Source organism: Microbispora sitophila (assembly GCF_014892245.1).
GTDB classification, from domain to species: domain Bacteria; phylum Actinomycetota; class Actinomycetes; order Streptosporangiales; family Streptosporangiaceae; genus Microbispora; species Microbispora siamensis.
Map to the genome: position 1 here is coordinate 135900 of NZ_JADBGC010000014.1, position 24983 is coordinate 160882.

Annotated in this window: 20 protein-coding genes; 8 read left to right on the forward strand and 12 right to left on the reverse strand. The window is 70.1% G+C overall.

Annotated features, from left to right (window positions below; translation table 11 throughout):
* Positions 1–58 precede the first annotated feature (58 nt).
* Positions 59–493 carry a type III secretion system chaperone family protein gene (locus IL992_RS25575; RefSeq protein WP_185949492.1) on the forward strand — a complete coding sequence of 145 codons (435 nt, stop codon included), beginning with the start codon at positions 59–61 and terminating at the stop codon, positions 491–493.
* Here IL992_RS25575 and IL992_RS25580 read toward each other — a convergent pair whose 3' ends face one another.
* Positions 494–1129 carry a TetR/AcrR family transcriptional regulator gene (locus IL992_RS25580; protein WP_193205913.1) on the reverse strand — a complete coding sequence of 212 codons (636 nt, stop codon included), beginning with the start codon at positions 1127–1129 and terminating at the stop codon, positions 494–496.
* 91 nt (positions 1130–1220) lie between these two features.
* On the opposite strand from IL992_RS25580, the gene IL992_RS25585 reads away from it, so the two are divergent.
* On the forward strand, positions 1221–2330 hold the full coding sequence (locus IL992_RS25585; RefSeq protein WP_193205914.1) for a Gfo/Idh/MocA family protein: 1110 nt from the start codon (positions 1221–1223) through the stop codon (positions 2328–2330).
* Between the two features lie 20 nt (positions 2331–2350).
* On the opposite strand, the gene IL992_RS25590 is transcribed toward IL992_RS25585, so the two are convergent.
* Both IL992_RS25590 and IL992_RS25595 read right to left on the reverse strand, forming a co-directional pair.
* On the reverse strand, positions 2351–2977 hold the full coding sequence (locus IL992_RS25590; RefSeq protein ID WP_193205915.1) for an NADPH-dependent F420 reductase: 627 nt from the start codon (positions 2975–2977) through the stop codon (positions 2351–2353).
* A gap of 41 nt (positions 2978–3018) precedes the next feature.
* Positions 3019–3486, reverse strand: a complete 468-nt coding sequence (locus IL992_RS25595) for a MarR family winged helix-turn-helix transcriptional regulator (RefSeq protein WP_226873764.1) — start codon at positions 3484–3486, stop codon at positions 3019–3021.
* Between the two features lie 126 nt (positions 3487–3612).
* Here IL992_RS25595 and IL992_RS25600 point away from each other — a divergent pair, with 126 nt between their 5' ends.
* Both IL992_RS25600 and IL992_RS25605 read left to right on the forward strand, forming a co-directional pair.
* Positions 3613–5124: an MFS transporter gene (locus IL992_RS25600; protein ID WP_193205916.1), complete on the forward strand. Its 1512-nt coding sequence runs from the start codon at positions 3613–3615 to the stop codon at positions 5122–5124.
* An 11-nt stretch (positions 5125–5135) separates the two neighbouring features.
* Positions 5136–5942 carry an alpha/beta fold hydrolase gene (locus IL992_RS25605; protein ID WP_193205917.1) on the forward strand — a complete coding sequence of 269 codons (807 nt, stop codon included), beginning with the start codon at positions 5136–5138 and terminating at the stop codon, positions 5940–5942.
* A 175-nt stretch (positions 5943–6117) separates the two neighbouring features.
* On the opposite strand, the gene IL992_RS25610 is transcribed toward IL992_RS25605, so the two are convergent.
* The 3 genes from IL992_RS25610 to nrdR all read right to left on the reverse strand — a co-directional run bounded on the left by IL992_RS25610 (position 6118) and on the right by nrdR (position 10741).
* Complete coding sequence (locus IL992_RS25610; protein WP_193205918.1) at positions 6118–6888, reverse strand: SDR family NAD(P)-dependent oxidoreductase; 771 nt, start codon at positions 6886–6888, stop codon at positions 6118–6120.
* Between the two features lie 319 nt (positions 6889–7207).
* Entirely contained in the window at positions 7208–10138 is a 2931-nt protein-coding gene (locus IL992_RS25615; RefSeq protein ID WP_193205919.1) for a vitamin B12-dependent ribonucleotide reductase, read from the reverse strand.
* Positions 10139–10270: 132 nt separating this feature from the next.
* Positions 10271–10741, reverse strand: coding sequence for a transcriptional regulator NrdR (gene nrdR / locus IL992_RS25620; protein ID WP_193205920.1), 471 nt, complete (start codon positions 10739–10741; stop codon positions 10271–10273).
* A 435-nt stretch (positions 10742–11176) separates the two neighbouring features.
* Here nrdR and lexA point away from each other — a divergent pair, with 435 nt between their 5' ends.
* On the forward strand, positions 11177–11893 hold the full coding sequence (gene lexA, locus IL992_RS25625; protein ID WP_167538760.1) for a transcriptional repressor LexA: 717 nt from the start codon (positions 11177–11179) through the stop codon (positions 11891–11893).
* Between the two features lie 91 nt (positions 11894–11984).
* On the opposite strand, the gene IL992_RS25630 is transcribed toward lexA, so the two are convergent.
* Both IL992_RS25630 and leuS read right to left on the reverse strand, forming a co-directional pair.
* Positions 11985–13616: a cellulase family glycosylhydrolase gene (locus IL992_RS25630; protein WP_226873766.1), complete on the reverse strand. Its 1632-nt coding sequence runs from the start codon at positions 13614–13616 to the stop codon at positions 11985–11987.
* A 180-nt stretch (positions 13617–13796) separates the two neighbouring features.
* Positions 13797–16259 (reverse strand): leucine--tRNA ligase, encoded by a 2463-nt coding sequence (leuS, locus tag IL992_RS25635; protein ID WP_193205921.1) that lies wholly within the window; start codon positions 16257–16259, stop codon positions 13797–13799.
* A gap of 1000 nt (positions 16260–17259) precedes the next feature.
* Here leuS and IL992_RS25640 point away from each other — a divergent pair.
* Positions 17260–18108, forward strand: coding sequence for a hypothetical protein (locus IL992_RS25640; protein WP_193205922.1), 849 nt, complete (start codon positions 17260–17262; stop codon positions 18106–18108).
* Between the two features lie 27 nt (positions 18109–18135).
* Here the strand turns inward: IL992_RS25640 and IL992_RS25645 are convergent, their stop codons facing one another.
* The 3 genes from IL992_RS25645 to IL992_RS25655 form a co-directional block, all read right to left on the reverse strand.
* The gene (locus IL992_RS25645; protein ID WP_193205923.1) at positions 18136–19410 is read right to left on the reverse strand and encodes a cytochrome P450; all 1275 of its coding nucleotides are present in this window, start codon (positions 19408–19410) and stop codon (positions 18136–18138) included.
* A gap of 62 nt (positions 19411–19472) precedes the next feature.
* Positions 19473–20486 carry a hypothetical protein gene (locus IL992_RS25650; RefSeq protein WP_193205924.1) on the reverse strand — a complete coding sequence of 338 codons (1014 nt, stop codon included), beginning with the start codon at positions 20484–20486 and terminating at the stop codon, positions 19473–19475.
* Positions 20487–20520: 34 nt separating this feature from the next.
* A complete protein-coding gene (locus tag IL992_RS25655; protein WP_193205925.1) occupies positions 20521–21510 on the reverse strand; it encodes a GlxA family transcriptional regulator in 990 nt (329 codons plus the stop codon).
* A gap of 98 nt (positions 21511–21608) precedes the next feature.
* Between IL992_RS25655 and IL992_RS25660 the strand changes: the two genes are divergently transcribed.
* A complete protein-coding gene (locus IL992_RS25660) occupies positions 21609–22028 on the forward strand; it encodes a hypothetical protein (RefSeq protein ID WP_226873767.1) in 420 nt (139 codons plus the stop codon).
* A gap of 9 nt (positions 22029–22037) precedes the next feature.
* Here IL992_RS25660 and IL992_RS25665 read toward each other — a convergent pair whose 3' ends face one another.
* On the reverse strand, positions 22038–23306 hold the full coding sequence (locus IL992_RS25665; RefSeq protein WP_193205926.1) for a cytochrome P450: 1269 nt from the start codon (positions 23304–23306) through the stop codon (positions 22038–22040).
* Positions 23307–23454: 148 nt separating this feature from the next.
* On the opposite strand from IL992_RS25665, the gene IL992_RS25670 reads away from it, so the two are divergent.
* Complete coding sequence (locus IL992_RS25670; protein WP_193205927.1) at positions 23455–24981, forward strand: long-chain-fatty-acid--CoA ligase; 1527 nt, start codon at positions 23455–23457, stop codon at positions 24979–24981.
* Positions 24982–24983: the final 2 nt, after the last annotated feature.

Here is a 24983-nt window from a genome sequence, read left to right on the forward strand (position 1 = left end):
CATGCTCGTCTGTCACGTCTGCCACTTCACCGGCGGGCCGATGGGGCAGGATGGAGCGGTGACGCCTTCCCCAGCGGTCGTCCAGCCGGACCGGGACCTCCTCGAGGAGATCCTGGACGAACTGGACATCGAGCACACCATTGACACAGAGGGCGACCTGGCGATCTCCACCGCCCACCTCACGATCTACTTCCTGTTCGGCAAGGAAGGAGACCTGTTCACCGTACGGTCCTTCTACGACAGGCAGTACTCGGTGGACGACAAGCCGATGTTGCTCACGGCACTGAACGAGTGGAACGCGGACACGATGTGGCCGAAGGTCTACGCGTTCACGCAGGACAACGGCACGATCCGGGTCGTCGGCGACTCCCAGGTCTATATCGGGGCCGGCGTGACCAGGGAGCACCTGACCACGATGGTGGCCCACTGGGTCAGGTTCTCGATCAAGTTCTACCGCTGGCTCACCGACCGGATCGCCTTCGAGACCGATTGATCAGGCCGGCGGCGTTCCCGGCAGCGCCTGCGACCGCGGCGCACGCAGCCCGTCGAGCACGATCCGCAGGTTGCGGCCCCACTGCTCGTCCCCGGCCCGGAGTCTGAGCGTGCGCGGACCGGTCGCCACGGCCGCCAGCAGGAACGGCACGTCCTGCCAGGCCACGTCGGTCCGCATCACCCCGGCCTCCTGCGCGCGCTCCACCAGGTGCCGCAGGCCCTCCTGGATCTGGCCGAGCACCGGGTCGAGGTTCGGCCCGCAGGCGCCGCCCACGGCTTCCCGGATGCCGCAGCTCTCCGCGCGCAGCCGCACGTACGCGGCGGCGAAGGTCTCGAATCCGTGCCAGGGGTCGGAGTCGGCCGCGGCGTTCGCGGCCAGGTCGGCCATTTCGGCGAGCACCTCGTCGAGGACAGCCTCCAGCAGCGCCTCGCGGGAGGACACGCGCCGGTAAAAGGTGCCGATGCCCACGCCGGCCCTGCGGGCGATCTCGTGCGCCGTGACCTCGACTCCGATCTCGGCCACCGCCGCCCGCGCGGCCTCCACCAGCCGCTCCATGTTGCGCCGCGCGTCGGCCCGGGGCGTCCGCCCCGGCTCCGCCGCCAGCAGAACGCCGACCGCTCCGTCCCGACTGCTCATGGCCGCAGCCTACCAACCGGACTCGGCGCGTCCGGTTATGCTAGAGTCGCAACCGGACGCATCGAGTCCGCTTATGGCCTGGAGGCGGGAAATGAGCAGAATCCGTGTGGGCATCGTCGGCGCCAACCCCGAACGCGGCTGGGCGGTGCGCGCGCACGTCCCGGCGCTGCGGGCGCTGCCGGACTACGAGATCACGGCCGTGGCGACCAGCCGGGAGGACAGCGCCCGCGAGGCCGCGCGCAGGTTCGGCGCCCCGCACGCGTTCACCGATCCCCGGGCCCTTGCCGCGCACCCCGAGGTGGACCTCGTCGCCGTCACGGTCAAGGTCCCCCACCATGCCGAGCTCGTCGGCGCCGCCCTCGATGCGGGCACCCACGTGCTGTGCGAGTGGCCGCTGGCGCGGACGACCGCCGAGGCGCGGGACCTGCTCGACCAGGCGCGGGCGGCCGGCGTGCGGCATGCGCTCGGGCTGCAGGGCCGGTTCGCCCCCGCCGTGACCTACGCCCGCGACCTGCTCAGGGACGGCGCGGTAGGCCGGGTCACCGCGGTGAACGTCCACTCGGCGGTCGGCAAGGGCGCGAGCGGCAGGCTGCCGTCCTGGTCGGCGTACACGGTCACCCGCGCCGGCGCGGCCGGGCTGCTCGAGGTCGTGGGCGGGCACACGCTCGACGTCGTGGAGCATCTCCTGGGCGACATCGATTCCCTGTCCGCCACCCTTTCCGTGCAGCGCGGGCAGTACGTCATCGAGGAGAGCGGCGAGACGATCGAGGCCGACACCCCCGACCAGCTCCTGCTCTCGGCCACCATGACAAGCGGCGCTGTGGTCTCCCTGCACCTCCACAGCGGCAAGGTCACCGAGCCGGGCACGCGAATCGAGATCTCCGGCACGGAGGGCGACCTCTCCCTCGTGTCCACCGGCCCGGGCAGCCCGTACGGCGTGCAGATCACCGAGCTGCGCCTGCACGGGACGGCGGGCGGCGCGTGGAAGGAGCTGCCGATTCCCGAGAAGTACGTCCGGGCGCCCGGGGCGGCGGGCGACGCGCGCAACGTCGCCGAGCTCTACGCCGCGCTCGCCGCCGACCTGCGGACGGGCGGAGGGCAGGTGCCGGACTTCGCCCACGGCCTGCGCCTGCACGGCTTGCTCGACGCGATCCGCCGCTCCGCCGAGACCGGCACCCGCCACACGGTCGTCCCCGATTGATCGGCGCCCGGCCTGATCCGTCAGCCTCGCGCGAGGGCGTCGCGCAGTTCTGCGGCGGTGAGGCGGGGACCGTAGGCGGGCTTGTCCCGCTGGAACCGCCGTCCCTCCGCGAGCGGGCCCGCGTCGACCACGTCGAAGCCGAACGAGTCGGTCAGCTCGGCGACCGCCTTCTTGGCCTCGGCGTCGTCGCCCGCGATGGGCAGCGCCCGCCGGTTCTCCGCGCCGGCGGGCAGACCCTGCTCGGCGAGATGGACGTAGTTGATGGAGTTGAACGCCTTCACGACCCGCGACCCCGGCAGATGCGCGGCGAGCAACTCGGTGTCGGTGGTCTCCCCCGCGTCGAGCTCGGGGAAGTGACCGTCACGCTCGAAGTAGTAGTTGTTCGTGTCGATGACGATCTTGCCGTCCAGCGGCTCGACCGGCACCTCCCGGTATCTGCCGAACGGAATCGTCACGACCACGATGTCCCCCGCCGCCGCGGCCTCGGCCGCGGTGGCTGCGCGCGCGTTCGGGCCCAGCCCGGCCACGAGTTCGGAGAGCGTGTGCGGCCCGCGGGAGTTGCTCAGCACCACCGAGTGCCCGGCGTCGACCGCCAGCTTCGCGAGGGTGCCGCCGATCTTCCCGCTGCCGATGAATCCGATGACCATGGCTGGGGCAACACGGCCGCCGCCGGTGTCATTCCCGTGCCTCATTCCCCCGGCGGCGTGTCCTGAAGGACGACGACGGCCCGTTCGAGGAGGTCCCGTAGCCGGTCGGCCTCGTCGGGCGTGAACTCCTCCACCAGCCTGCGCTCCACGGCCACGGCCGCCGCGTCGGCCTTGCGCAGCAGCGCCTGCCCGGCCCGGGTGAGCCGGGTGACGAGCACCTGGGCGTGATCGCTGGAGGGACGCCGCTCCACCAGCCCACGCGACTCCAGCGTCTTGAGCACGGTCGTCATGCTCTGCGGGGTGACCGAGCAGAACCGCGCCAGCTTCGCCCCCGAGATGCCGGGCGCGAGCGACAGCGCGTACATCGCCGCGTACTGCGGGACGGTCAGCCCGAACGGCCGCAGCACGCGGCTCTTCTCCGCCATCAGGGCCTGTTCGGCGCGCTTGATGGCGTTACCGGGCCGCCACGCCACCGCCTCGGCGATCCTCGCCTCCTCGGCTCCCATCATCACGCTCCCCGCGCCGTCAGGGCTCTGACATGCGGACCCTACCACCGGTTTGACAGGCCTTCAGTTATTCATCCATCCTCTGATGTCCATCAGGGTTCTTATGGTTATAAGAATTGGATGGTATCGATGCCTGCGGATTCTCCCGGCTCACGACGGCGGGCGCCGTCCCTCGCCGTGGTCTGCGCCGCGGTGCTGCTCGTCCCGGTGACCGCCACGGGCGCCGCCGAGGCGCTCGGCGACGTCGGCGCGGACCTGCACGCCGGGCTGGACGCCACCCAGTGGGTGGTCAACGCCTTCTTCCTCACCTTCGCCGCGTTCATGGCGAGCACCGGGGCGCTGGCCGACCGGATCGGACGGCGCAGGATGTTCACCCTCGGCGCCTGCGTGCTCACGGCGTCGATGCTCCTGGCCGCCGCCGCGCCGGACATCGGCGTACTGATCGCGGCCAGGGCGCTCACGGGCGCCGGCGCCGCCGCGGCCACCACCGGCGGCACCGCGCTGCTCGCGCACGACTACCCCGCGGGCCCCGGCAGGACCAGGGCGTTCGCCTGGTTCGGCACCACGCTCGGCCTGGGACTGGCCTTCGGCCCGGTGATCGCCGGAACACTGGTCGGCGCCGTCGGCTGGCGCAGCCTGTTCGCGGCGGCCGGGATCGCGCTGCTGCCGGTGCTGCCACTGAGTGCGCTGCTGAACGAGTCGCGCGCCGCCCTGGACGGTCCCATGGACTGGGGCGGCGCGGCCGCCTTCACCCTCGCGCTGACCGCCTTCACCTTCGGCGTGATCGAGGGGCCGGCTCTCGGGTGGACGCACCCGGCGGTGCCGGCCGCCTTCGCCGCCTGCGCCGTCCTGTCGGCGGCCTTCGCCAGGGCCGAACGGCGTCATCCCGCGCCGCTGGTGGATCTGTCGCTGCTGGCCCGGCCCCGGTTCGCGGCGATCGCGTCCATGCCGTTCCTGCTCGCCTTCGGCTTCGTCGCGCTGACGATCGTGCTGCCGCCGTACCTCATGGCCACCTCCGGTTACTCGGCCCGGCAGGCGGGTCTGACGTTGATGCTGCTGACCGGGCCGACGCTGGTGATGCCGCCCGTCACCGGCGCCCTGGCCCGCCGCCTGTCGCAGCGCGTCCTGCTGGTGACCACGCTGCTGCTGGTCGCGGCCGGGACCGGGCTGCTGGCGGCGGTGCCGGCCGGCTCGGGCCCGGCGCGGCTCGCCGTGCCGTTGCTGCTGATCGGGACCGGCTTCGGCGTGTCGCTGGCCGTTGTCGACGGGGCGGCGGTCTCCTCTGTCGAGCCCGCGCGGGCCGGCATGGCGGCAGGGCTGTTCAACACGGCCCGCATCACCGGCGAGGTCGTCGCCATCGCCGTGCTCGGCGCCGTGCTGTCCGCGCTGACCCGGGCGAGCCTGACCGGCCGGTACGGCGAGGCCCGCGCGGCCCGGGCGACCTCCCGCCTGCTGCAGGGCGACATCGCGGGCGCCGTGCCGGCGGGGTCCGGGCGACTGGAGTTCGCCCGCCTGGCGAGCGCCGGCTACGCGGACGCCCTGCACAACGCCCTGTGGCTGCTGACCCTCCTGTCCCTGGCCGGCGCGCTCGCCGTCGGTCTCCTGATGTCCGTCCGCGAACCCGCGCGGATCACCACGTGAAAGGAACGATCATGCCTGTCGCCAGCGTCGCCTCCGCCACCGTCAACTACCTCGTCACCGGAACCGGGCCCGGCCTCGTGCTCGTCCACGGCACCGGCGCGACCGGCCAGACCAACTGGGCCCCGCTCATCGAGACCGTCGCCGGCCGCTTCACCGTGGTCGCCCCCGACCTGTCCGGCTCGGGCGACACCGTCGACGGAGACGGCCCGATCCACGTGGAGGATCTGGTCGCCCAGGTGCTCGGCGCGGCCGGGCACGCCGGTCTGGAACGGTTCCACCTGGTCGGCCACTCGCTCGGCGCCGTCGTGGCGCTGGCGGCGGCCGGCACCCGGCCGGAGAAGGTGCTGTCGCTGACCGCGCACGCCGGATGGGCCAGGACCGACCCGTGGATGGCCTTCCAGATGGACCTGTGGATCCGCCTGGTGCGCACCGACAGGGAACTGCTGGCCCGGCTGCTCCAGGTGACCGCCATGGGCGACGACACGCTGCGCGCCCGCTCGCCGGAGGACTTCGAGCAGGCCGCCGCCGGGTTCACGGCCTCCCTCGACGGGACAGAGGAGGGGTTCATCAGACAGGCGCTGGCCGACATCGCCGTCGACATCACGGAGCTGCTGCCACGCGTGACCGCGCCGACGCTGATCGTCTCCAGTGCCGACGACCGGATCGTGCCGCCGCACCACCAGCGCGAGCTCGCCCGGCTCATCCCCCACGCCGAGCTCGTGACCGTCCCCGGCGGCCACGGCCTGCCGTTCGAGGACCCGGCCGCGTTCACCGCCGTCATCAGCGACCACCTGGACCGCATGGCCACGACGTTCTGAGATCCGCGAAGGGGGGCGCCCTGTTCCGGCGTACCTGAGGTAGCCGGACATGCGCGCCCGGCCGAGGGGCAGGCGGCCGGGAGCCCACCGGCCTCTGACCGGAAATTGCGCCCTATCCGTGAACGCACAAGGTGTCGGAGATACCCGGGCGGACGCAGTCAAGAGTGCGACGTCGTCACAGTGGCATGCGATAACCCGCGTCGAGCCTGGAAATGGCGGCGTTGAAATATCTGTTCTCGACGATATGGGCGGCGAACGCCGCGAATTCGTCCGGGGTCCCGAGCCGCCGAGGATTGAGGAACTGCTTGATCCCCTCCGCCTTCATGTCCTCGTCGGCATAGCCGTCGACCATAGGGGTGTCGAAGCCCCCGGGGACGATGGTGTTGACGCGTATTCCCTGCCCGGCGAACTCGCGGGCGGCCGGCAGAGTCATGCCCTCGATGGCGGCCTTCGTCGCGGCGTATCCGACCAATCCGGTGGTTCCCTCGCGGGCGGCGACGGAGGAGGTGTTGATGATGACACCCCGCTCACCGTCCTCGTCGGGGGCGTTGCCCAGCATCACGGCCGCCGCGTGGCTCATCACGTTGAAGGTGCCGATGAGATTGGTGCTCACGAGCCGGGTCAGCACGGTCGTATCGCTGGGTCGTCCGGTGTCGGTGACGAGGATGACGGGGGCGAGGATGCCGGCGGTGTTGACGTTGATGTCGAGCGTTCCGAACCTGTCCAGGGTGGCGGCCACGACGGCGGCGACCGCCTCGGCGTCGCCGATGTCGGCGCCGATCCCGAGGGCGTTCTCGCCGAGATCGTCGGCGATCTGGGCGGCGAGCGTGCCGCGCCGGCCGACGATGACGACATTCGCGCCCCGAGCGGAGAAATGTCGTGCGACTCCCAAACCGAGCCCGGAGGTGCCGCCGGCGACGAGGACTGTCTTGCCGCGAATGTCCATGATCTACCTTCCGGAGCAGGTCGGTGGCACGTTTCACGGCTGTGCGCCGTCTCAGGCATCCCCCACAGTCTGTGCAGAGCGTGGAGACTCCGGATATGCATGCGATGGTCTTCTTCGGTCGACCCCGGGAAGTAATTTCCTTTCTCACTGGAAAGATTCGTCCGTTGTTTTGGGCAACCGTTAAAGCCGCTACGCTGAATTGAATGTGCTCAAAACGGAGCATTTCGTCGTCGGTGGGTCACCCGCGTGACGGCGGCGGTTGAGAGAGGCGAAGGGGGCCGGCGCACTCGCCGGCCCCCTTCGCTCACGGGGTGGTTGGTCAGCTGCAGCCGCTGGTGCTGCCGCAGCCCTCGCAGACGTAGCAGCTGCCGGCCGGGCGCATCTTGGTGCCGCAGGTCAGGCACAGCGGCGCGTCGGCCGTACGGCCCTGGTGGCTCTCCAGCGAGGCGCCGACCCGGCGCGGCTCCGGCACCGCCACCGGCGCGACCTGCCCGTTGGACAGGCCCTCGGCGGGCTTGGTCTCGATGGACTGCGCCTTCTCGACGGGCGCGGACTGCCCGCTCTCGATGGGCGCAGCCTGCCCGCTCTCGATGGGCGCAGACTGCGCCAGGGCGGCGGTGTCCACGTCCTGGAGCGCGGCCGGGTCCTCACCGCGCTGCTGCGCGGCCCGCTCGGAGGCGGAGAAGATGCCCAGGGCGGCCCGGTCCTCGTACGGCAGGTAGTCGAGCGCGAGCCGCCGGAAGATGTAGTCCATCACGGACTGCGCCATCCGGACGTCGGGGTCGTCGGTCATGCCCGCCGGCTCGAACCGCATGTTGACGAACTTCTGCACGTACGTGTCGAGCGGCACGCCGTACTGGAGGCCGATCGAGATCGCCACGGAGAAGGCGTCCATCACGCCCGCGAGCGTGCTGCCCTGCTTGGACATCTTGAGGAAGACCTCGCCCAGGCCGTCGTCGGGGTAGGACGAGGCGGTCATGTAGCCCTTGGCGCCGCCCACCGTGAAGCGGGTGGTGGTGCTCGGCCGCTGGTTCGGCATCCGCCGCCGGGTCGGCCGCGCGACCTCCACGACCTGGACGATCGGCTCCTTCTCCGCGGTCTCCTCGGAGACCTCCTCGGAGGTCTTCTTCGCGACCGACAGCGGCTGGCCGACCTTGCAGTTGTCGCGGTAGACGGCCAGGGCCTTGAGGCCGAGCTTCCAGCCCTCCAGGTAGACCTGCTCGATGTCGTCCACCGTGGCCGACTCGGGCAGGTTCACCGTCTTGGAGATCGCGCCGGACAGGAACGGCTGGACGGCCGCCATCATCCGGACGTGGCCCATCGGGGCGATGGCCCGCTCGCCCATCGCGCAGTCGAACACCTCGTAGTGCTCCGGCCGCAGGCCCGGGGCGTCCACGACGTGGCCGTGCTCGGCGATGTACTCGACGATGGCCTCGACCTGCTCCTCCAGGTAGCCGAGCCGGCGCAGCGCCCGCGGGATCGTCTGGTTGACGATCTGCATCGACCCGCCGCCGACGAGCTTCTTGAACTTCACCAGCGCCAGGTCGGGCTCGATGCCGGTGGTGTCGCAGTCCATCATCAGGCCGATGGTGCCGGTCGGGGCGAGCAGCGACGCCTGGGCGTTGCGGTAGCCGTTCTTCTCGCCCAGTTTGAGGCACTCCTGCCACTGCCGGGTGGCCTCGGCGTGCAGGGCCTTGTCCATGTCGTCGAGCGTGCGCAGGTCGTCGTTGGCCGCGGCGTGCTTGCGCATGACCCGCTTGTGCGGCTCGGCGTTGCGCTGGTAGCCGTCGTACGGGCCGACGATCCCGGCGAGCTCGGCCGAGCGGCGGTAGGACACGGCGGTCATCAGCGAGGTGATCCCGGCCGCGATGGCCCGGCCGCCGTCGGAGTCGTACGCGTGGCCGGTCGCCATCAGCAGCGCGCCCAGGTTGGCGTAGCCGATGCCGAGCTGGCGGTACGCCCGGGTGGTTTCGGCGATCTTCTGCGTCGGGAAGTCGGCGAAGGTGATCGAGATGTCCATCGCGGTGATGATCAGCTCGGTGACCTTCACGAAGGTCGCGACGTCGAAGCTGTCGTCGTCACGCAGGAACTTCAGCAGGTTGATCGACGCGAGGTTGCACGAGGAGTTGTCCAGGTGGACATACTCCGAGCAGGGGTTGCTGGCCGTGATACGCCCGGTCTCCGGGCAGGTGTGCCAGTCGTTGATCGTGTCGTCGTACTGCACGCCGGGGTCGGCGCACTCCCAGGCGGCCTGGGCCATCTTGCGGAACAGCGACCGGGCCTCGACCTCCTCGATGACCTCGCCGGTCAGCCGGGCCCGCAGGCCGAACTTCCCGCCGGCCTCGACCGCGCGCATGAACTCGTCGGAGACCCGCACCGAGTTGTTGGCGTTCTGGTACTGGACGGAGACGATGTCCTTGCCGCCGAGGTCCATGTCGAACCCGGCGTCGCGCAGCGCGCGGATCTTGTCCTCCTCGCGCGCCTTGGTCTCGATGAACTCCTCGATGTCGGGGTGGTCCACGTCGAGGACGACCATCTTGGCCGCCCTGCGGGTGGCGCCGCCCGACTTGATGGTGCCGGCGGAGGCGTCGGCGCCGCGCATGAAGGAGACCGGGCCGCTGGCCGTGCCGCCGCTGGACAGGAGCTCCTTGGAGGAGCGGATGCGGGAGAGGTTGACCCCGGAGCCGGAGCCGCCCTTGAAGATCACGCCCTCTTCCTTGTACCAGTCGAGGATCGACTCCATCGTGTCGTCCACGGCCAGGATGAAGCAGGCGCTCACCTGCTGGGGCGAGCGGGTGCCGACGTTGAACCACACCGGGGAGTTGAAGCTGAAGATCTGGTGGATCAGCGCGTGCTTGAGCTCGTGGTCGAAGATCTCCGCGTCCTCCTCGGAGGCGAAGTAGCCGTTCTCGACGCCGGTCCTGGTGTAGACGCCCACGACCCGGTCGACGAGCTGCTTGAGGCTCGACTCGCGCTGCGGGGTGCCCACGGCCCCGCGGAAGTACTTGGTGGTGACGATGTTGGCCGCGTTGACCGACCAGAAGTCCGGGAACTCCACGCCGTGCTGCTCGAAGTTGACCGAGCCGTCCCGCCAGTTCGTCATCACGACGTCGCGCCGCTCCCAGCGGACCTCGTCGTACGGGTGGACACCCGGGGTGGTGAAGACGCGCTTCATCTTCAAGCCCTTGCGCGGGCGCTTGCCCGCCCGGCCCCCCGCGCCCGATACGGTTCCGCTCACGGTCTCCGTCATGATTTCCCCCTCCCAGGGGCCGGTGGAGCCCCTCTTTCGGACCACGCTCGTTACAACCTCATCGTCGCGCCGCGGCCACCGCACCCGCGCCGTGCCGCCGCCTTCGCCCCGTCCCGGTCTCCCGGGAGGCGCTCACTCCTCGATCGGCTCCCGGTCGCCTCTGGCCGCCCTGAGCCGCTCGATCTCCGCCTCGAAGTCGGCCAGCGTCTCGAATCCCCGGTAGACCGACGCGAAGCGCAGGTAAGCCACCTCGTCGAGGTCGCGGAGCGGACCCAGGATGGCCAGGCCCACCTCGTGGGAGGCGATCTCGGCCGCGCCGGTGCCCCGGATGCTCTCCTCGACGCGCTGCCCGAGCTGGGCGAGGGAGTCCTCGCTGACCGGGCGTCCCTGGCAGGCCCGCCGCACGCCGGCGATGACCTTCTCCCGGGAGAACGGCTCGGTGACTCCGCTGCGCTTGCTCACCATCAGCAGCACGGTCTCCTGGGTGGTGAACCTGCGCCCGCACTCGGGACAGGTGCGCCGGCGGCGAATCGCCGCCCCGTCTTCGGCCGCACGGCTGTCCACGACCCGGGTGTCCGGGTGGCGACAGAACGGACAGTGCACTTCATCGCCTCCCTGAACGCACATCCCGAACACAAGGTGTGGTGAACTTACACCGCTGTGACTACTAGATGTTGTGGTCCAACCGTAGGAGTGCCCGACCTTGAACGCAAGTCGAACCGGCCACGGGAGGGGAAGTGCCTGTTCGGCGCGCGTGTCGCACCTCCAGTCACCGCCGCATCACCTGCCCCGCGGGTCGCGGAATACGCCCTTTACGCGCTTTTCCCGGCCCATTTCCGTACGGCTTCTGACCTGGGCGTACAGCGCCCAGAGAAGATCGGGTAAATCGAACACGGGATCGATCGAACTCCCGTACGATGAGGTGGATGGACGGCGAGATCGGCGATTTCGCTGGATATCGAACAATTGTTTGACGGTGATCTTGAATCGCGGTACGGTCGCTCTGTGCGACATGAGGAACACGGATTGAGAGGTGGCATCGTGAGTGACCGAAGTGAGCAAGCGGATGGCGTCAGCGACCTCGCGGTTCGCAGGCGCGACTCGCTTGGCCTCACCCCCAGGCAGCGGAAGATCCTCGAGGTGATCCGCGACTCGGTCCAGCAGCGCGGCTATCCGCCGTCCATGCGGGAGATCGGGGAAGCGGTCCAGCTGACCAGCACCTCCAGCGTGTCGCACCAGCTCACGGCGCTCCAGCGTAAGGGCTACCTCCGGCGTGACCCGCATCGGCCCCGGGCCCTGGAGGTCCGGCTGCCGGGCGAGCCGGTGCTGTGGGTGGACCCGGACGCCACCTCCGAGGAGGAGGCCGGGTTCAACCGGCCCACCGCGGCCTACGTGCCGCTGGTCGGCCGCATCGCGGCCGGTGGTCCCATCCTCGCCGAGCAGAGCATCGAGGACGTGTTCGCGCTGCCCAAGCAGCTCGTGGGCGAGGGCACGCTGTTCCTGCTCCAGGTCTCCGGTGACTCGATGATCGAGGCCGCCATCGCCGACGGCGACTGGGTCGTGGTGCGGCAGCAGCCGGTCGCCGACAACGGCGACATCGTGGCCGCCATGATCGACGGCGAGGCCACCGTGAAGACGTTCAAGCGCAAGGACGGGCACGTGTGGCTGGTGCCGCACAACCCCAACTACGAGCCGATCCCCGGTGACGAGGCCACCGTGCTCGGCAAGGTCACGGCCGTCCTGCGCAAGCTGTAACCGTCCGCCGGTTCCGGACGCCGCACAGGGGACAAGCCCGGCGCTCTCGTGAGCGCCGGGCTTGTGCTGCTGTGCCGTGTTCGGTTCGCCGTCAGGAGGCGGTGCAGCTCACCGGCGACGGGACGCCGTTGGTGCCCGACCAGGTGCCGTTGAAGCCGAACGTGGTCGAGGCCCCGGCGCCCAGCGCGCCGTTGTAGGACAGGTTCGTCACCGTGACGTTGGCTCCGCTCGCGCTGAGCGTGCCGCTCCAGAGCTGGCTGATGCTCTGGCCGTTCGGGAAGGCCCACTTCACGGTCCAGCCCGAGATGGCGGACGACCCCGCCTTGACCGTGACCTCGCCCTGGAAGCCGCCGGGATACTGGTTGGCGACCTTGTATGTGGCGGTGCACGTCTTCCCGCCCGGCGACGAAGGGGACGCGGACGGCGACGCGGAGGGAGACGCCGACGGCGAGACCGACGGGGACACGCTCGGCGAGGCCGAGGGCGACACCGGCGGCGTCGGGTTGCCGCCCGTGGGCGGGATCAGGTAGGGCGAGATGATGCTCTGCTTGGCCTGGTCGACCGTCGCCCAGTCGTCCTTCAGGATGCCGCCCGTGTCACCCGAGTTGGGGTTCCACGACCAGTAGGTGAACGACATGCCGTTCACCCCGCTGCCCATGTACTTCATGAGCTCCTGGAGCCAGATCTTGTCGATGTTGCTGGCCAGCGTGGTGCCGAACTCGCCGACCATGATCGGCGCGATGTTCTGCTTGTACAGGTAGCCCCAGTACTTGTCCCAGACGGCCGGCATGTTGGCCGGGTACGACGGGTCGTCGAACCACGCCTGGTGGTAGACCGACGTGGCGTACTCGTGGGGCGAGTAGACGAGCCGGTTGGCCACGTTCAGCCGCACCGGGTACTGCCCGGCCTTGGTGAGGTTGCCGCCCCACCAGCCGCAGTCCTCGTCGTTGCTGGTGTCGTTGTCCCAGACGTTGGACAGGCCGCCGCTCGGGCAGCTCACGCCCTCCACGAAGATCAGCCAGTTGGGCTGCACGGACAGGATGGCGTTGCCCGCGCGCTCGGCCGCCAGGCGCCAGTCACGCGACTCGTCGCCACAGCCCCAGCAGGAGCCGGTGGCGTTCGGGTTGGTGCCGTCGGCGTGCGGCTCGTTGTGCAGGTCGGCCCCGATGACGGTGGTGTTGCCGGCGTAGTGCTGGGCCAGCGACTTCCAGTCGCTGATCCAGGTGGACTCGGGGACGCCCGAGGTGTACCACAACGCCGTCTGGCCCGCGCTGGTCGGGCGGTGCCGGTCGAGGATTATCCGCATGCCCTTCTGGCCCGCGTAGTCCACGACCTTGTCGAGGATCTGCAGCGGGGACAGGCCGATCAGGTCGGGGTTGGAGTACGTGTTGACGCTCGTCGCCTGCGCGCCCGGCTTCAGCGCGTCGTCCGAGAACGGCACCCGGATCGTGTTGTAGCCCAGGTTCGCCATGAGGTCGAGCTGGCTCTTCCACGGGTTGTTCGCCCACAACCCGTGGAAGGTCTTGTTGTCGGTCTCCATGCCGAACCAGTTGATGCCGGTCAGCCGGACCGTGGCGCCGGTGCTGTCGACGATCTTGTTCCCGCTGGTGTGCAGGTAGCCGGTGCCCGTACCGGCGGCGTTCGCCGGCGAACCGGTGACGACGAGAACGGTCGCCGCCATCGCGGCGGCGGTCGCCAGCCCGCCGAGAATTCGTCTGTACAAGACATGCCTCCCACGCGGGGCGCACGCCGACGGCGAGCCATACGGTCAGGCGCGCACCCCAGACCACCGCCGGAGCGGTGGTGGTCGCGGCATGCCCTGACCGCACGCCTACATCGATATGACTAGTTTGTGGCTCGGGCGTAATTTTGTCCGGTAGGCCAGCCGATCGTCAACGTCCCGTCACGGCACGATGTTGACGAGCTTCGGCGCCCGTACGATCACCTTCCGCGGCTCGCCGTCCAGGTAGGGCCGGACCTTGTCCGACGCCAGAGCCAGGGCCTGCAGGTCCGCCTCGGAGATGTCCGGGGAGACCTCGAGCCGGTCGCGGACCTTGCCCGCCACCTGCACCACGGCCGTGACCGACTCCTGGACCAGCAGCGCCGGGTCCGCCTCGGGCCAGCCGGCCTTCGCGACCGACGGCGCGTGCCCGAGCCGCTCCCAGCCCTCCTCCGCGACGTACGGCGCGACCAGCGACAGCATGATCGCCAGGGTCTCGGCCGCCTCGCGGACGGCCGGGTCGGCCGCGCCGGGACCGGCGTCGATCGCCCGGCGGGCGGCCGTGGTCAGCTCCATCATGCGGGCCACCGCGACGTTGAACCGGTAGCTCTCGACGAGCTTGGTCACCTCGTCGATGGTCCGGTGGACGACCTTGCGCAGCTCGACGTCGCCGCCGGAGAAGTCGATCCCCGGGGCGGACGCCGCACCGGCCTCGGCCATCACGCGGAACGCCCGGGCCAGGAACTTCTGCGACGCGGCCGGCGAGACGTCGGCCCAGTCGATGTCGTCCTCCGGCGGCCCGGCGAAGATCATCGTCAGCCGCACGGCGTCCACGCCGTACGCGTCGATCTGCTCGCCCAGGTCGACACCGTTGCCCAGCGACTTCGACATCGCCTTGCCGCGGTTGATCACCTGGCCCTGGTTGAGCAGGCGCAGGAACGGCTCGGTGAAGCCGACCAGGCCCATGTCGTACAGGACCTTGGTGAAGAACCGCGAGTACAGCAGGTGGAGCACGGCGTGCTCGACGCCGCCGACGTACTGGTCGATCGGGCCCCACTCGCGGACCTTCTCGACGTCGAACGGCCCGCCTTCGTAGTGCGGGTCGCAGTAACGCAGGAAGTACCACGACGAGTCGACGAAGGTGTCCATCGTGTCGGTGTCCCGCTGGGCGGGGCCCCCGCACTTCGGACACTCGACGTTGACCCACTCGGTGGCCGCGGCCAGCGGCGAGACGCCCTTCGGCTGCAGAGCCGCGCCGCGCAGGTCGGGCAGCGTGACCGGAAGCTGGTCGTCCGGCACCGGGACCTCACCGCAGTCCACGCAGTGGATGATCGGGATCGGGGTGCCCCAGAACCGCTGCCGCGACAGCAGCCAGTCGCGCAGCCGGAAGTTCACCGCGGCCTTGCCGGTGCCGCGTTCCTCCAGGACCTCGATGATCTTCTGGATCGCATCGGCCTTCGTCAGCCCGTCCAGCGGGCCGGAGTTGACCAGCGTGCCCTCGCCGGGCGTGGCGACGCCGGTCTCGCCCGGGTCGGCCAGGCCGGTGTGTACGACGACCTTGACCGGCAGCCCGAACTTGCGCGCGAAGTCGAGGTCGCGCTGGTCGTGCGCGGGCACCGCCATGATCGCGCCGTGGCCGTAGTCGGACAGCACGTAGTCGGCCGCCCAGACCGGGATGCGCTCCCCGTTGACCGGGTTGATCGCGTACGTGCCCAGGAAGACGCCGGTCTTCTCCTTCTCGGTGGACAGCCGCTCGATGTCGGAGAGCTTGGCGACCTCGGCGCGGTAGGCGGCCAGCGCCTCCGCCTGCTCGGGGGCGACGATCTCCTCCGCCAGCGGGGCGTCGGCGGCCACGACGAAGAACGTCGCGCCGTACAGGGTGTCGGGGCGCGTGGTGTAGACGGTGACCGGCTCGTCGCGGCCCTCGATGCGGAACTGGACGTCGGCTCCGGTGGAGCGGCCGATCCAGTTGCGCTGCATGGTGAGGATGCGCTCGGGCCAGCCGCCCTCGATCTGCGTCATGTCGTCGAGCAGCCGGTCGGCGTAGTCAGTGATCTTGAAGTACCACTGCGTCAGCTCGCGGCGGATGACGTCGGCGCCGCAGCGCTCGCACTTGCCCGCCACGACCTGCTCGTTGGCGAGCACGGTCTGGTCCTGCGGGCACCAGTTGACCAGGCCGCCCTTGCGGTAGGCCAGGCCCCGCTCGTAGAAGCGGGTGAACAGCCACTGGTTCCAGCGGAAGTACTCCGCGTCGCTGGTGTGCAGACGCCGCGACCAGTCGAAGGAGATGGCGTACCGCTTGAACGAGTTCGCCTGGGTGTCGATGTTGGCGTACGTCCACTCGGCGGGGTGGGCGTTGCGCTTGATGGCCGCGTTCTCCGCGGGCAGGCCGAAGGAGTCCCACCCGATCGGGTGCAGGACGTTGTAGCCCTTCTGGAACCAGTAGCGCGCGACGACGTCGCCGATCGCGAAGACCTCGCCGTGCCCCATGTGGAGGTCGCCGGAGGGGTAGGGGAACATGTCGAGCATGTACTTGCGCGGCCTGGTGTCCGCGAGGTCCTCGACCGCCGCGAAGGGGTTCAGCTCCTCCCACCGCGGCAGCCACTTGGCCTGCAGCGCCTGCGGGTCGTACACCGGCTCGTCCACTTCCACTCCTCGCCAGGCGGCTGGAATCACACAGATGAAGGCGCCCGCCGGGGGCAGGCCCCTGCGTCACAGTCGAGGCAGCCCCGTCTCCGCGCTCTCACGCTCCGAGGCGGCTGCCCGCTCAGCAGGGTGGCGGCACGCGTGTCAAGCGTAGCGCAGACGGCAACCGGGACGCGGATCGATCTTGTCGGCTGACCTGGCGTGTCAAAGTGCGATACACGATGGTGATAGATCCGTTGTGGGCTCTTATGTCCATTCCCCTACTGTGCTTGCCGTGGCCAACTCATTCCCGCCCGCGGATTTGCCGATGCAGGACCCGCCCACCGACCCCACGGGTGAGCAGTTCCGCGAGGCATTCCGCGGTTTCGCTGCGGCAGCCCCCGGCTCGCATGAGATCATGCCAGGCACCCCCAATTCGGGCATGATCTCGGGAGGTACCGTGCCCACGGACCGCAGCGAACACCAGCGGGAGCCGGCGTGGCCGGAAATCCCGCCGGCCTGGCCCGAGGTGCCTCCGTCCTCGTCCTTCACCCCGACCGTCCGGTCCTTCGTCGAGGGTGCGCCGCAGCAGTCCGCGGACGCGACCGCGACCATGGCGGGCCCGCTTCCCGGTACGGCTCCGAGCCGGCCCACCCCCGCCTTCAACAGCCCAGACGGCTTCAGGGGCCCAGAGAGTTTCGGAGGCCCAGAGAGTTTCGGGGGCGCAGCGGGCTTCGGAGGCCCAGCGGGTTCCGGGGGCGCAGCGGGCTTCGGGGGCCCCGCGCCGGTGTACGGCGCGCCGGGCGCCGCGGGCCCCGGTCAGGACCAGAGTCAACACCAGAGCCAGAGCCAGGGGCAGAGGCTGGCCGGTCCGCACGAGGCCCCCTTCCCGGGCGGGCCGGACCGTCCCCGGCCGTCCGCGCCGTTCACCCCTTCGGTCCGCTCGTACGCCGAATCCGCCCCGCCCGCCTCCACCGCGCCCCCACCCCCTCCCCAGCCGGAGGACCCGTACCGGCCGTTCGTGACGGCGGGACAGATCAGCGGGCCGAAGACGCCTCCCGCGCACCGGCAGCAGGAGCTGTGGAACACGGTGTTCGGGGAGAACTACCAGGCCATCGACGAGTACGAGGAGGACGAGTCCGGCCGGCCGGTCTGGCTGTACGCGCTCGTGGCCTCGGTCGTCGCCGCGCTCGTCGGTGTGCTCGTGTGGGCGTTCGCCGCCGGGCCGCTCAGCTCCGGCGACACCGCCGAGGCGGCGACGTCCGCGAAGCCCTCCCCCGTCAAGCCCGGCGCCACGGCCAAGCCGCAGGCGCAGACTTCGTCACGGCTGCCCGTCTACAAGGGCACCGCCTCCCCCGTGAACGGCGTGCTCACCGACACCGCGGGCCGGATCACGCTGCCCAAGCTCGGCGGCCCCTGGCAGGCGGACGCCGACCCGGCCCAGATCAAGGCGACGTACGGCTTCACCAGCAGGCAGTACGTGCCGGCCGGCATGACCACCAAGGGCAAGCGGGAGTTCGCCCTGGTGATGTCGGGCCCGCTGGCGCAGTCGCTGGCCGCGAGGTACACCACGCCCGACAACCTGGGCCCGGTCGTCAGCGCCGTGATGTTCCGGGCGCGGCAGACCCAGTTCCCCAAGGACAACAAGGCCACCAAGGTCGCCCAGCAGCGCCTGGCGCGCAACAACCTCACCGGCCTGGCCGCCGTCTACAAGGTGACCGCCGACGGCGCGACCACCACGGTCGTGGTCGCGGCCGTGAACACCGGCGCCGACCTTCCCACGGTCATCTACATGGCTGTGCCCGAGCTCAAGAACGACCTGCTCCCCGACATCAACACGGTCTTCCGGTCGATCAAGCCGCTCCGCTGACCACTGGCCGGACCCGGGTCCGGCCGTTCAGAACTCGCAGGTCATGTGCTTGATGCCGTTGATGAAGCTGGACAGCAGGCGCTCCGGCTCGCCCGCCTCGATCTGGGGCACCCGCCGCAGCAGCTCGCGGAACATCGCGGTGATCTCGCGGCGGGCCAGGTGGGCGCCGAGGCAGAAGTGGGGACCCGGGCCGCCGAAGCCGACGTGCGGGTTGGGGTCGCGCAGGATGTCGAAGCGCAGCGGGTCGTCGAAGACCCGCTCGTCGCGGTTGGCCGCCCAGTAGTACAGGAGGACCTTCTCGCCCTTACGGTAGAGGTTGCCGTTCATCTCGTGGTCGCGGGTGAGCTTGCGGCGCATGTAGTTGACCGGCGCGGCCAGCCGGACGATCTCCTCGATCGCGCGCGGCGCCCGGCCCTCGAAGTCCTCCAGCCACAGCCGCCGCTGCTCCGGGTTGAGCGTGAGCAGGCGCATGCCGTGCGAGATGGCGTTGCGCGTGGTCTCGTTGCCGGCCACGACGAGCAGGATGAAGAACGACCCGAGCTCCTGTGCGGTCAGCCGCTCCCCGTCGATGTTGGCGTTGACCAGGGACGAGGTGAGGTCGTCGGTGGGCGTCTCCATCCGCAGCGCGGCCAGGTCCTGGACGAGCTGCTGCAGCTCCATCCCCGCGGTGAGCAGCGCGTGGGCGATGTCCTCACGGTCGCTCACGTACTCGGGGTCGGTGGCGCCGAGGACGATGTTCGAGCGGTCGAAGACGAACTGGTAGTCCTTCTCCGAGATGCCCATCATGTCGCAGATGATCTTCAAGGGCAGCTTGGCGGCCACCTCGGTGACGAAGTCGCAGCCGGGCCCGGTCTCCAGGAGCTCGTCCACGATGCGCGAGGCCGCGGCGTCCACGTCGGACTCGAACTGCTTGATCATCCTCGGTGTGAAGGCGCGCGAGACGATCCGCCGCAGGCGTGCGTGCCGCGGGTCGTCCATATTGATCATGGAACCGAAGTACTCGGCGAACTCCGCCGGCAGGTCCGGGATGTTGGTGGCCCCGCCGTCGCCCGAGCAGAAGACCTCGGGATTGCGGCTGGCCTCCAGGATGTCGGCGTGCCGGACCAGCGCGTGGTAGCCCGGGCCGGTGACACCGCCCAGGCTGAACTCGGGTTCCGGGAAGAAGGCCGGCTTGTCCAGGTCGCGCAGCAGCCGGAACGCGTGCTCCCGTTCCTCGTCCGGACGGCCCCAGAAGTTCCAGTCGTTCAGGTCGATGTCCGCCGCCGCGGTGATGGGCGTTCGCTCCGCGGGCTCCATGATCATGGGCCGGCCCCTCCGAAGTGACTAGAACCACATTCGGTTGCCAGTCTGCCACATCCGCTGGTTCAGCCACAGTGGGTCAGGCGGGCATGCCTGCGCCGGCAGCGCGGATCCCAGTGCGCGCCGAAACGCATCAGTGAGGCGGCCGTCTCGGGACGTGCGGCGGCCCAGAGGTCGTCGAAGAGGAACCACTGCCGGTATCCGAACCAGCCGTCCAGGTGGATCGCCATCTGGGCCAGGTGGTCGTCGCACCGGACGAGCGTGCGACCGGGGTCACGTCCGTCGGCCGGGTCGAAGTCCGCCAGCAGGCGTAACGCCCGGTGATACGCCTCCGGATGCGGTGCGAGGATCTCGGGCACGTCGTCCTCCAGACGCGCCCAACGGTTGCAGCGCTCCAGCGCGGGCCCGATGTCCTCGTCGCCGGGGGCGATCAGGGCGCGCAGGGCACGCAACTCGCCGGAAAGGAGATCGGGGTCCGCCGTGCGCAGTGCCGCCGCGAGCCCCGGCAGCCGCACGCCCGGCAACGCCTTCGGGTATCTGCCTCCGACGCTGTTCACGGTCGCGTAGTGAGTGAGTATGACGACGTACGTCACACCCTCCCCGCCGGGCGGCGCGGGGCTGACGACGTCGACCGGGACCGGAGGCGTGAACGCCCGCACGGACGGTGGTGCGTCCGCGGGCAGGTCCCAGCTCTCGTGTACGAGGTAGGCCCAGCGGTCGGGCTCGTCCGCCACCACGTGGTCGTCCACGAAGAAGTACGCCAGCTCGACCTCGTCGTCATCGGTGAACACCCGCACGCTGTGCCGGTCCACCCGCAGCCTCCCCTCGACGTACAGATGTTCCTTGAGCATCCGGCGCAACTCGATATGGGTGCGGGGAGCCGGCAGCCCGGTCTCGAAGATGGTGTGCAGACCGTAGACGTCCGTGCCCAATTCGCGCTGCACCCACGTGTACGCGTCCTGCGACGCGGCGTCGTCCCACACCCTGCGGAACCAGTCGAGCACGGTGGCGTCGGGGAAGTGCCGGACGAGACGGCCGGAGGGCCCCTCGTAGACGCTGCGGTAGACGAAGTGGACCACACCGCCACCATCGCAGGCGGCACCGACAGAATCGTCACTTGTCGTTGCCGAACGAGGCCGGCAACGCGGTCGCCTGCGTCGAACGGTAGCGCGAGGGCGGGATGCCGTACAGGTCGGCGAACGCCTGGCGGAGGGTCTCGGCCGTCTTGAAGCCGCACCGGGCCGCGACGGCGGCCATCGGCAGCGAGGTGGAGGCGAGCAGGTGGGCGGCGGCCTCGGTGCGGGCCCTGCGTACGAACCGGCCCGGTGTCTGCCCCGTGTGCTTGAGGAACAGCCGGGTCAGGTGGCGCTCGCTCACGCCCGCGCCGGCCGCAAGGGCGGCGGTGGACAGGTCGGCGCCCGGGTGGGCGGTGACGTGGTCGACAACGCGCCTGACCAGGTCGTCACCCGGCGGCGGCCCCTCGGTGAACATGCTCATCTGCGCCTGGTTGCCCGGTCGTTGCAGATAGGTCACCAGGTTGCGGGCCACCTGCCTGGCGAGGGCGGGGCCGTGGTCCTCCTCGATGAACGCGAGCGTGACGTCCAGCGCGCTGGTGACACCGGCGGCCGTAGTGATATTGCCGTCGCGGATGAAGATCGGCCGGGCGTCGACGGCGACCTTCGGGTGGCGGGCGGCGAGCGTGTGCGCGAACTGCCAGTGCGTGGTGGCGCGCCGCCCGTCGAGCAAACCGGCGGCGGCCAGCACCGCCGCGCCCGTGCACACCGACGCGACGCGGCGGCTCTCCCGCGCCAGCCGCCGGACGTGGCCGACGATCACCCGGTTGGCCGCCGCCTCCTCGTGCCCGATTCCCCCGGAGACGAGAAGCGTGTCCAGCGGCCCGGTGACGCGTTCGAGCGCCTGCTGCCCCTGTAGCGTCAACCCGCTGCCGCAGGTGACCGGCAGGCCCGACGGGGTGGCCAGGCACACGTCGTAGCACGGGGACGCGCCGTAAGCGTTCGCCATGATCAGGCTCGACGTCACACACGCGATGTCCACGAGCTCCGCCGCGTGATATCCGACCACGACCATGCGCCGCTGGGTCATGAGACGACTGTAGGCCGGGCGGACGGAGAGCCCAAGATTTCGGACCCGTCCCCGTTCCCCTCCTTGGCGCGTCCCCGGGCCGCCCGGACAGTTGGGCCATGACTCATACGACGCCTGAAAGGCACACCGGTCACCGCCCCGCCACGCGGCGCTGGGGACGCTTCGCCCTGCACTACATCGAGATGGTGGTCGCGATGTTCGCCGGGATGTTCGCGCTCGGCCTGCTGTGGTCCGTCCTGGGAATCGAGCCCTCGTACGCCCGCGATCCCGAGCTCGCCTATCTGCTGATGGCGTTCGACATGTCGGCCGGCATGGCCGCCTGGATGCGGGTGCGCGGCCACGCCTGGGCTCCGGCCCTGGAGATGTGCGGCGCGATGTTCGCCCCGGTCGTGCCGTTGTTCCCGCTCCTGTGGCTGGGCCTGATCGACGGCATGGCCCTGATGGTCGCGGCCCACGTCGCGATGTTCCCGCTGATGCTGGCGGCCATGCTGCGGCGCCGCGACGAGTACGCCCACTGACGCTGAAGCTCAGAAGCGGTAGCTCATGTGCTTGACGCCGTTGATGAAGTTGGACAGCAGGTAGGACGGCTCGCCCGCGGAGCGGATGGCGGGCATGCGGTCGAACAGTTCCCGGAACATCACGGTGATCTCCCGGCGGGCGAGGTGGGCGCCCAGGCAGTAGTGGGGGCCGTGGCCGCCGAAGCCGACGTGGGGGTTGGGACTGCGGGTGATGTCGAAGACGTCGGGATCGCGGAAGACCGCCTCGTCCCGGTTCGCCGAGTTGTAGAACAGCAGGACCTTGTCGCCCGCGCGGTAGTCGTGGCCGTTCATCGTGTGGTCCCGTGTCACGGTGCGGCGGAACTGGATGACGGGGCTGGAGTAGCGGACGATCTCCTCGACGGCGCCCGCGATGCGCCCGTCGAAGTCCTCCAGCAGCAGCGCGCGCTGGCCGGGGTGGTCGGTGAGCAGTTTGAGCCCGTGGGCGATGGCGTTGCGGGTCGTCTCGCTGCCCGCGACGACCAGCAGGATGAAGAACGAGCCGAATTCCTGGGCGGTCAGGCGTTCCTCGCCGTTCACGAGCGTGCTGGTCAGGTCGTCGGTCGGCCGGCGGCGGCGCTCCCCGGCAAGGCGCCGCGCCAGCGCGTTCAGGTCGTGGCCGGCCCGCAGCAGCGCGGCCAGTCCGCGTGCCGTGGTCCAGCGGCCGAAGGAGCCGTCCGGCCGGGACGGGTCGATGGCGACGCCCGAATACTCGGAGTCGGCGTTGGCCAGGATCGTGTTCGTACGGCGCAGCACCCGGTCGTGGTGCTCGGCCGGGATGCCCATCATGTCGCAGATCACCCGTACGGGTAATCGGGCGGCGATCTGGGTGACGAAATCGCCGGGCCCCTCCCGCACGGCCCCGCCGACGATCTCCCGGGCGGCCCGGCCGAGGTCCTCCTCCATCTTGGCCAGGATGCGCGGGGTGAACGCCCGCGAGACGATCCGCCGCAGCCGGGCGTGCCGGGGATCGTCCATGTTGATCATCGATCCGAAGTAGACGGCCAGCCAGCGCGGCATGTCGGGGATGCTGTTGGCCGTCGGCTCGCTGCTGAAGACGGCGGGGTCGCGGCTCGCCTCGGTCACGTCGGCGTGCCGTACGAGCGCGTAGTAGCCGAGACCGTGACCGATGAAGGGGATCTTGTTCTCGCGGAAGAAGACGGGCTGGTCGAGCGCGCGCAGGCGGCGGAACGCCTCGTGCCGCTCGGCCTGGGGCAGCCCCCAGAACGGGATGTGGGACAGGTCGACAGCCGTGTCCATGCCGACCACTCTTGTGCGAGGGCACGGCATCGTCAAGGGTCGAGAACACCGATGTAACCGGACCCTCAAAATCCACTCTTCGAGCCGTTACGCTGAGGTACCTACCGGTTGGTATGGACCGAGGGTCCGATAGAAGAGGGAGCGGCAGATGCTCAACCTGGCCGTCGTGCTGGAAGACAGCGCACGGGAGAAGCCCGACGCCACCGCGGTCGTCTTCGGCGACATGCGACTGCCGTACTCGCTCGTGGACACCATCGCCAACCAGGTCGCCAACCTGCTGGTCTCGCGCGGCATCGGCAGGGGCGACAAGGTGGCGCTGGCCTGCCCCAACCTGCCGTACTTCCCGTTCGTCTACTACGGGATCCTCAAGGCGGGCGCGACCGTCGTCCCGCTGAACGTGCTGCTGCAGGCCAGGGAGATCGCCTATCACCTGGACGACTCCGACGCCAAGGCCTTCTTCTGCTTCGAGGGCTCGCCGGAACTGCCACTGGGCGAGCGGGGGCGGACCGGCTTCGCCGACGCCGAGCGCGCCGAGCACTTCTTCGTGCTGCCGGCCACGCCGTTCGCCACCGAGTCCGAGCTCGGCGAGACGCTGTGGGCGGCCCTCGACGGGATGTCCGGCGAGTTCGAGACCGTGCAGACCTCCGCCGACGACACCGCGGTGATCCTCTACACCAGCGGCACCACCGGCCAGCCGAAGGGCGCCGAGCTCACCCACCAGAACATGGTCATGAACGCCATCGTCAGCGATGAGATGTTCCCCCGGCAGGCGGAGAACACCTATCTCGTCGCGCTGCCGCTGTTTCACTCCTTCGGCCAGACGGTGCTGATGAACGCCGGATTCCGGCGCAGCGGCGCGCTCGTGCTGCTGCCGCGCTTCGAGCCGGCCGAGGCCCTCGCGCTGATGAAGCGCGAGAAGGTCACGCTGTTCGCGGGAGTGCCGACCATGTACTGGGCCATGCTCACCGCCGTGCACGCCGGGGCGGCCGAGGTGCCGTCCTCGCTGGTCACGGCGGTCTCCGGCGGCTCGGCGCTGCCGGTCGAGGTGCTCAAGGACTTCAGCGCGACGTTCGGCGTGGACATCCTGGAGGGCTACGGCCTGTCGGAGACCTCGCCCGTGGCCTCGTTCAACCAGCCGGGCAGGCCCGCGAAGGCCGGCTCGATCGGCACGCCGATCTGGGGTGTGGAGATGAAGCTGGTCGACGCCGACTGGAACACGGCCGACGACATCGGCGAGATCGCCGTCCGCGGCCACAACATCATGAAGGGCTACTACAACCGGCCCGAGGCGACGGCACAGGTGATGAAGGACGGCTGGTTCCGCACCGGCGACGTGGCCCGGCGCGACGAGGACGGCTACTACTTCATCGTCGACCGGGCCAAGGACATGATCATCCGGGGCGGCTTCAACGTGTACCCCCGGGAGATCGAGGAGGTCCTCATGACCCACCCGGCGGTCTCGCTCGCCGCGGTCGTCGGGGTGCCCCACGACTCCCACGGCGAGGAGGTCAAGGCGTACGTCATCCGCAAGCCCGGCGCCACCACCACCGAGGAGGAACTGGTGGCGTGGTGCCGGGAGACGATGGCGGCCTACAAGTACCCGCGGATCGTGGAGTTCCGCGAGTCCCTGCCGATGACCGCCACCGGCAAGATCCTCAAACGCGAGCTGCGGTAAAG

What these genes read in the sequence shown, in the direction of transcription:
- IL992_RS25615 (WP_193205919.1), bottom strand. Translation starts at nt 10,138, where the DNA reads ATGACGGAGACCGTGAGCGGAACCGTATCGGGCGCGGGGGGCCGGGCG.
- IL992_RS25600 (WP_193205916.1), top strand. Translation starts at nt 3,613, where the DNA reads ATGCCTGCGGATTCTCCCGGCTCACGACGGCGGGCGCCGTCCCTCGCC.
- IL992_RS25610 (WP_193205918.1), bottom strand. Translation starts at nt 6,888, where the DNA reads ATGGACATTCGCGGCAAGACAGTCCTCGTCGCCGGCGGCACCTCCGGG.
- IL992_RS25645 (WP_193205923.1), bottom strand. Translation starts at nt 19,410, where the DNA reads ATGATCATGGAGCCCGCGGAGCGAACGCCCATCACCGCGGCGGCGGAC.
- IL992_RS25660 (WP_226873767.1), top strand. Translation starts at nt 21,609, where the DNA reads ATGACTCATACGACGCCTGAAAGGCACACCGGTCACCGCCCCGCCACG.
- IL992_RS25670 (WP_193205927.1), top strand. Translation starts at nt 23,455, where the DNA reads ATGCTCAACCTGGCCGTCGTGCTGGAAGACAGCGCACGGGAGAAGCCC.
- IL992_RS25605 (WP_193205917.1), top strand. Translation starts at nt 5,136, where the DNA reads ATGCCTGTCGCCAGCGTCGCCTCCGCCACCGTCAACTACCTCGTCACC.
- IL992_RS25580 (WP_193205913.1), bottom strand. Translation starts at nt 1,129, where the DNA reads ATGAGCAGTCGGGACGGAGCGGTCGGCGTTCTGCTGGCGGCGGAGCCG.
- IL992_RS25665 (WP_193205926.1), bottom strand. Translation starts at nt 23,306, where the DNA reads ATGGACACGGCTGTCGACCTGTCCCACATCCCGTTCTGGGGGCTGCCC.
- IL992_RS25590 (WP_193205915.1), bottom strand. Translation starts at nt 2,977, where the DNA reads ATGGTCATCGGATTCATCGGCAGCGGGAAGATCGGCGGCACCCTCGCG.
- IL992_RS25595 (WP_226873764.1), bottom strand. Translation starts at nt 3,486, where the DNA reads ATGATGGGAGCCGAGGAGGCGAGGATCGCCGAGGCGGTGGCGTGGCGG.
- IL992_RS25585 (WP_193205914.1), top strand. Translation starts at nt 1,221, where the DNA reads ATGAGCAGAATCCGTGTGGGCATCGTCGGCGCCAACCCCGAACGCGGC.
- IL992_RS25655 (WP_193205925.1), bottom strand. Translation starts at nt 21,510, where the DNA reads ATGACCCAGCGGCGCATGGTCGTGGTCGGATATCACGCGGCGGAGCTC.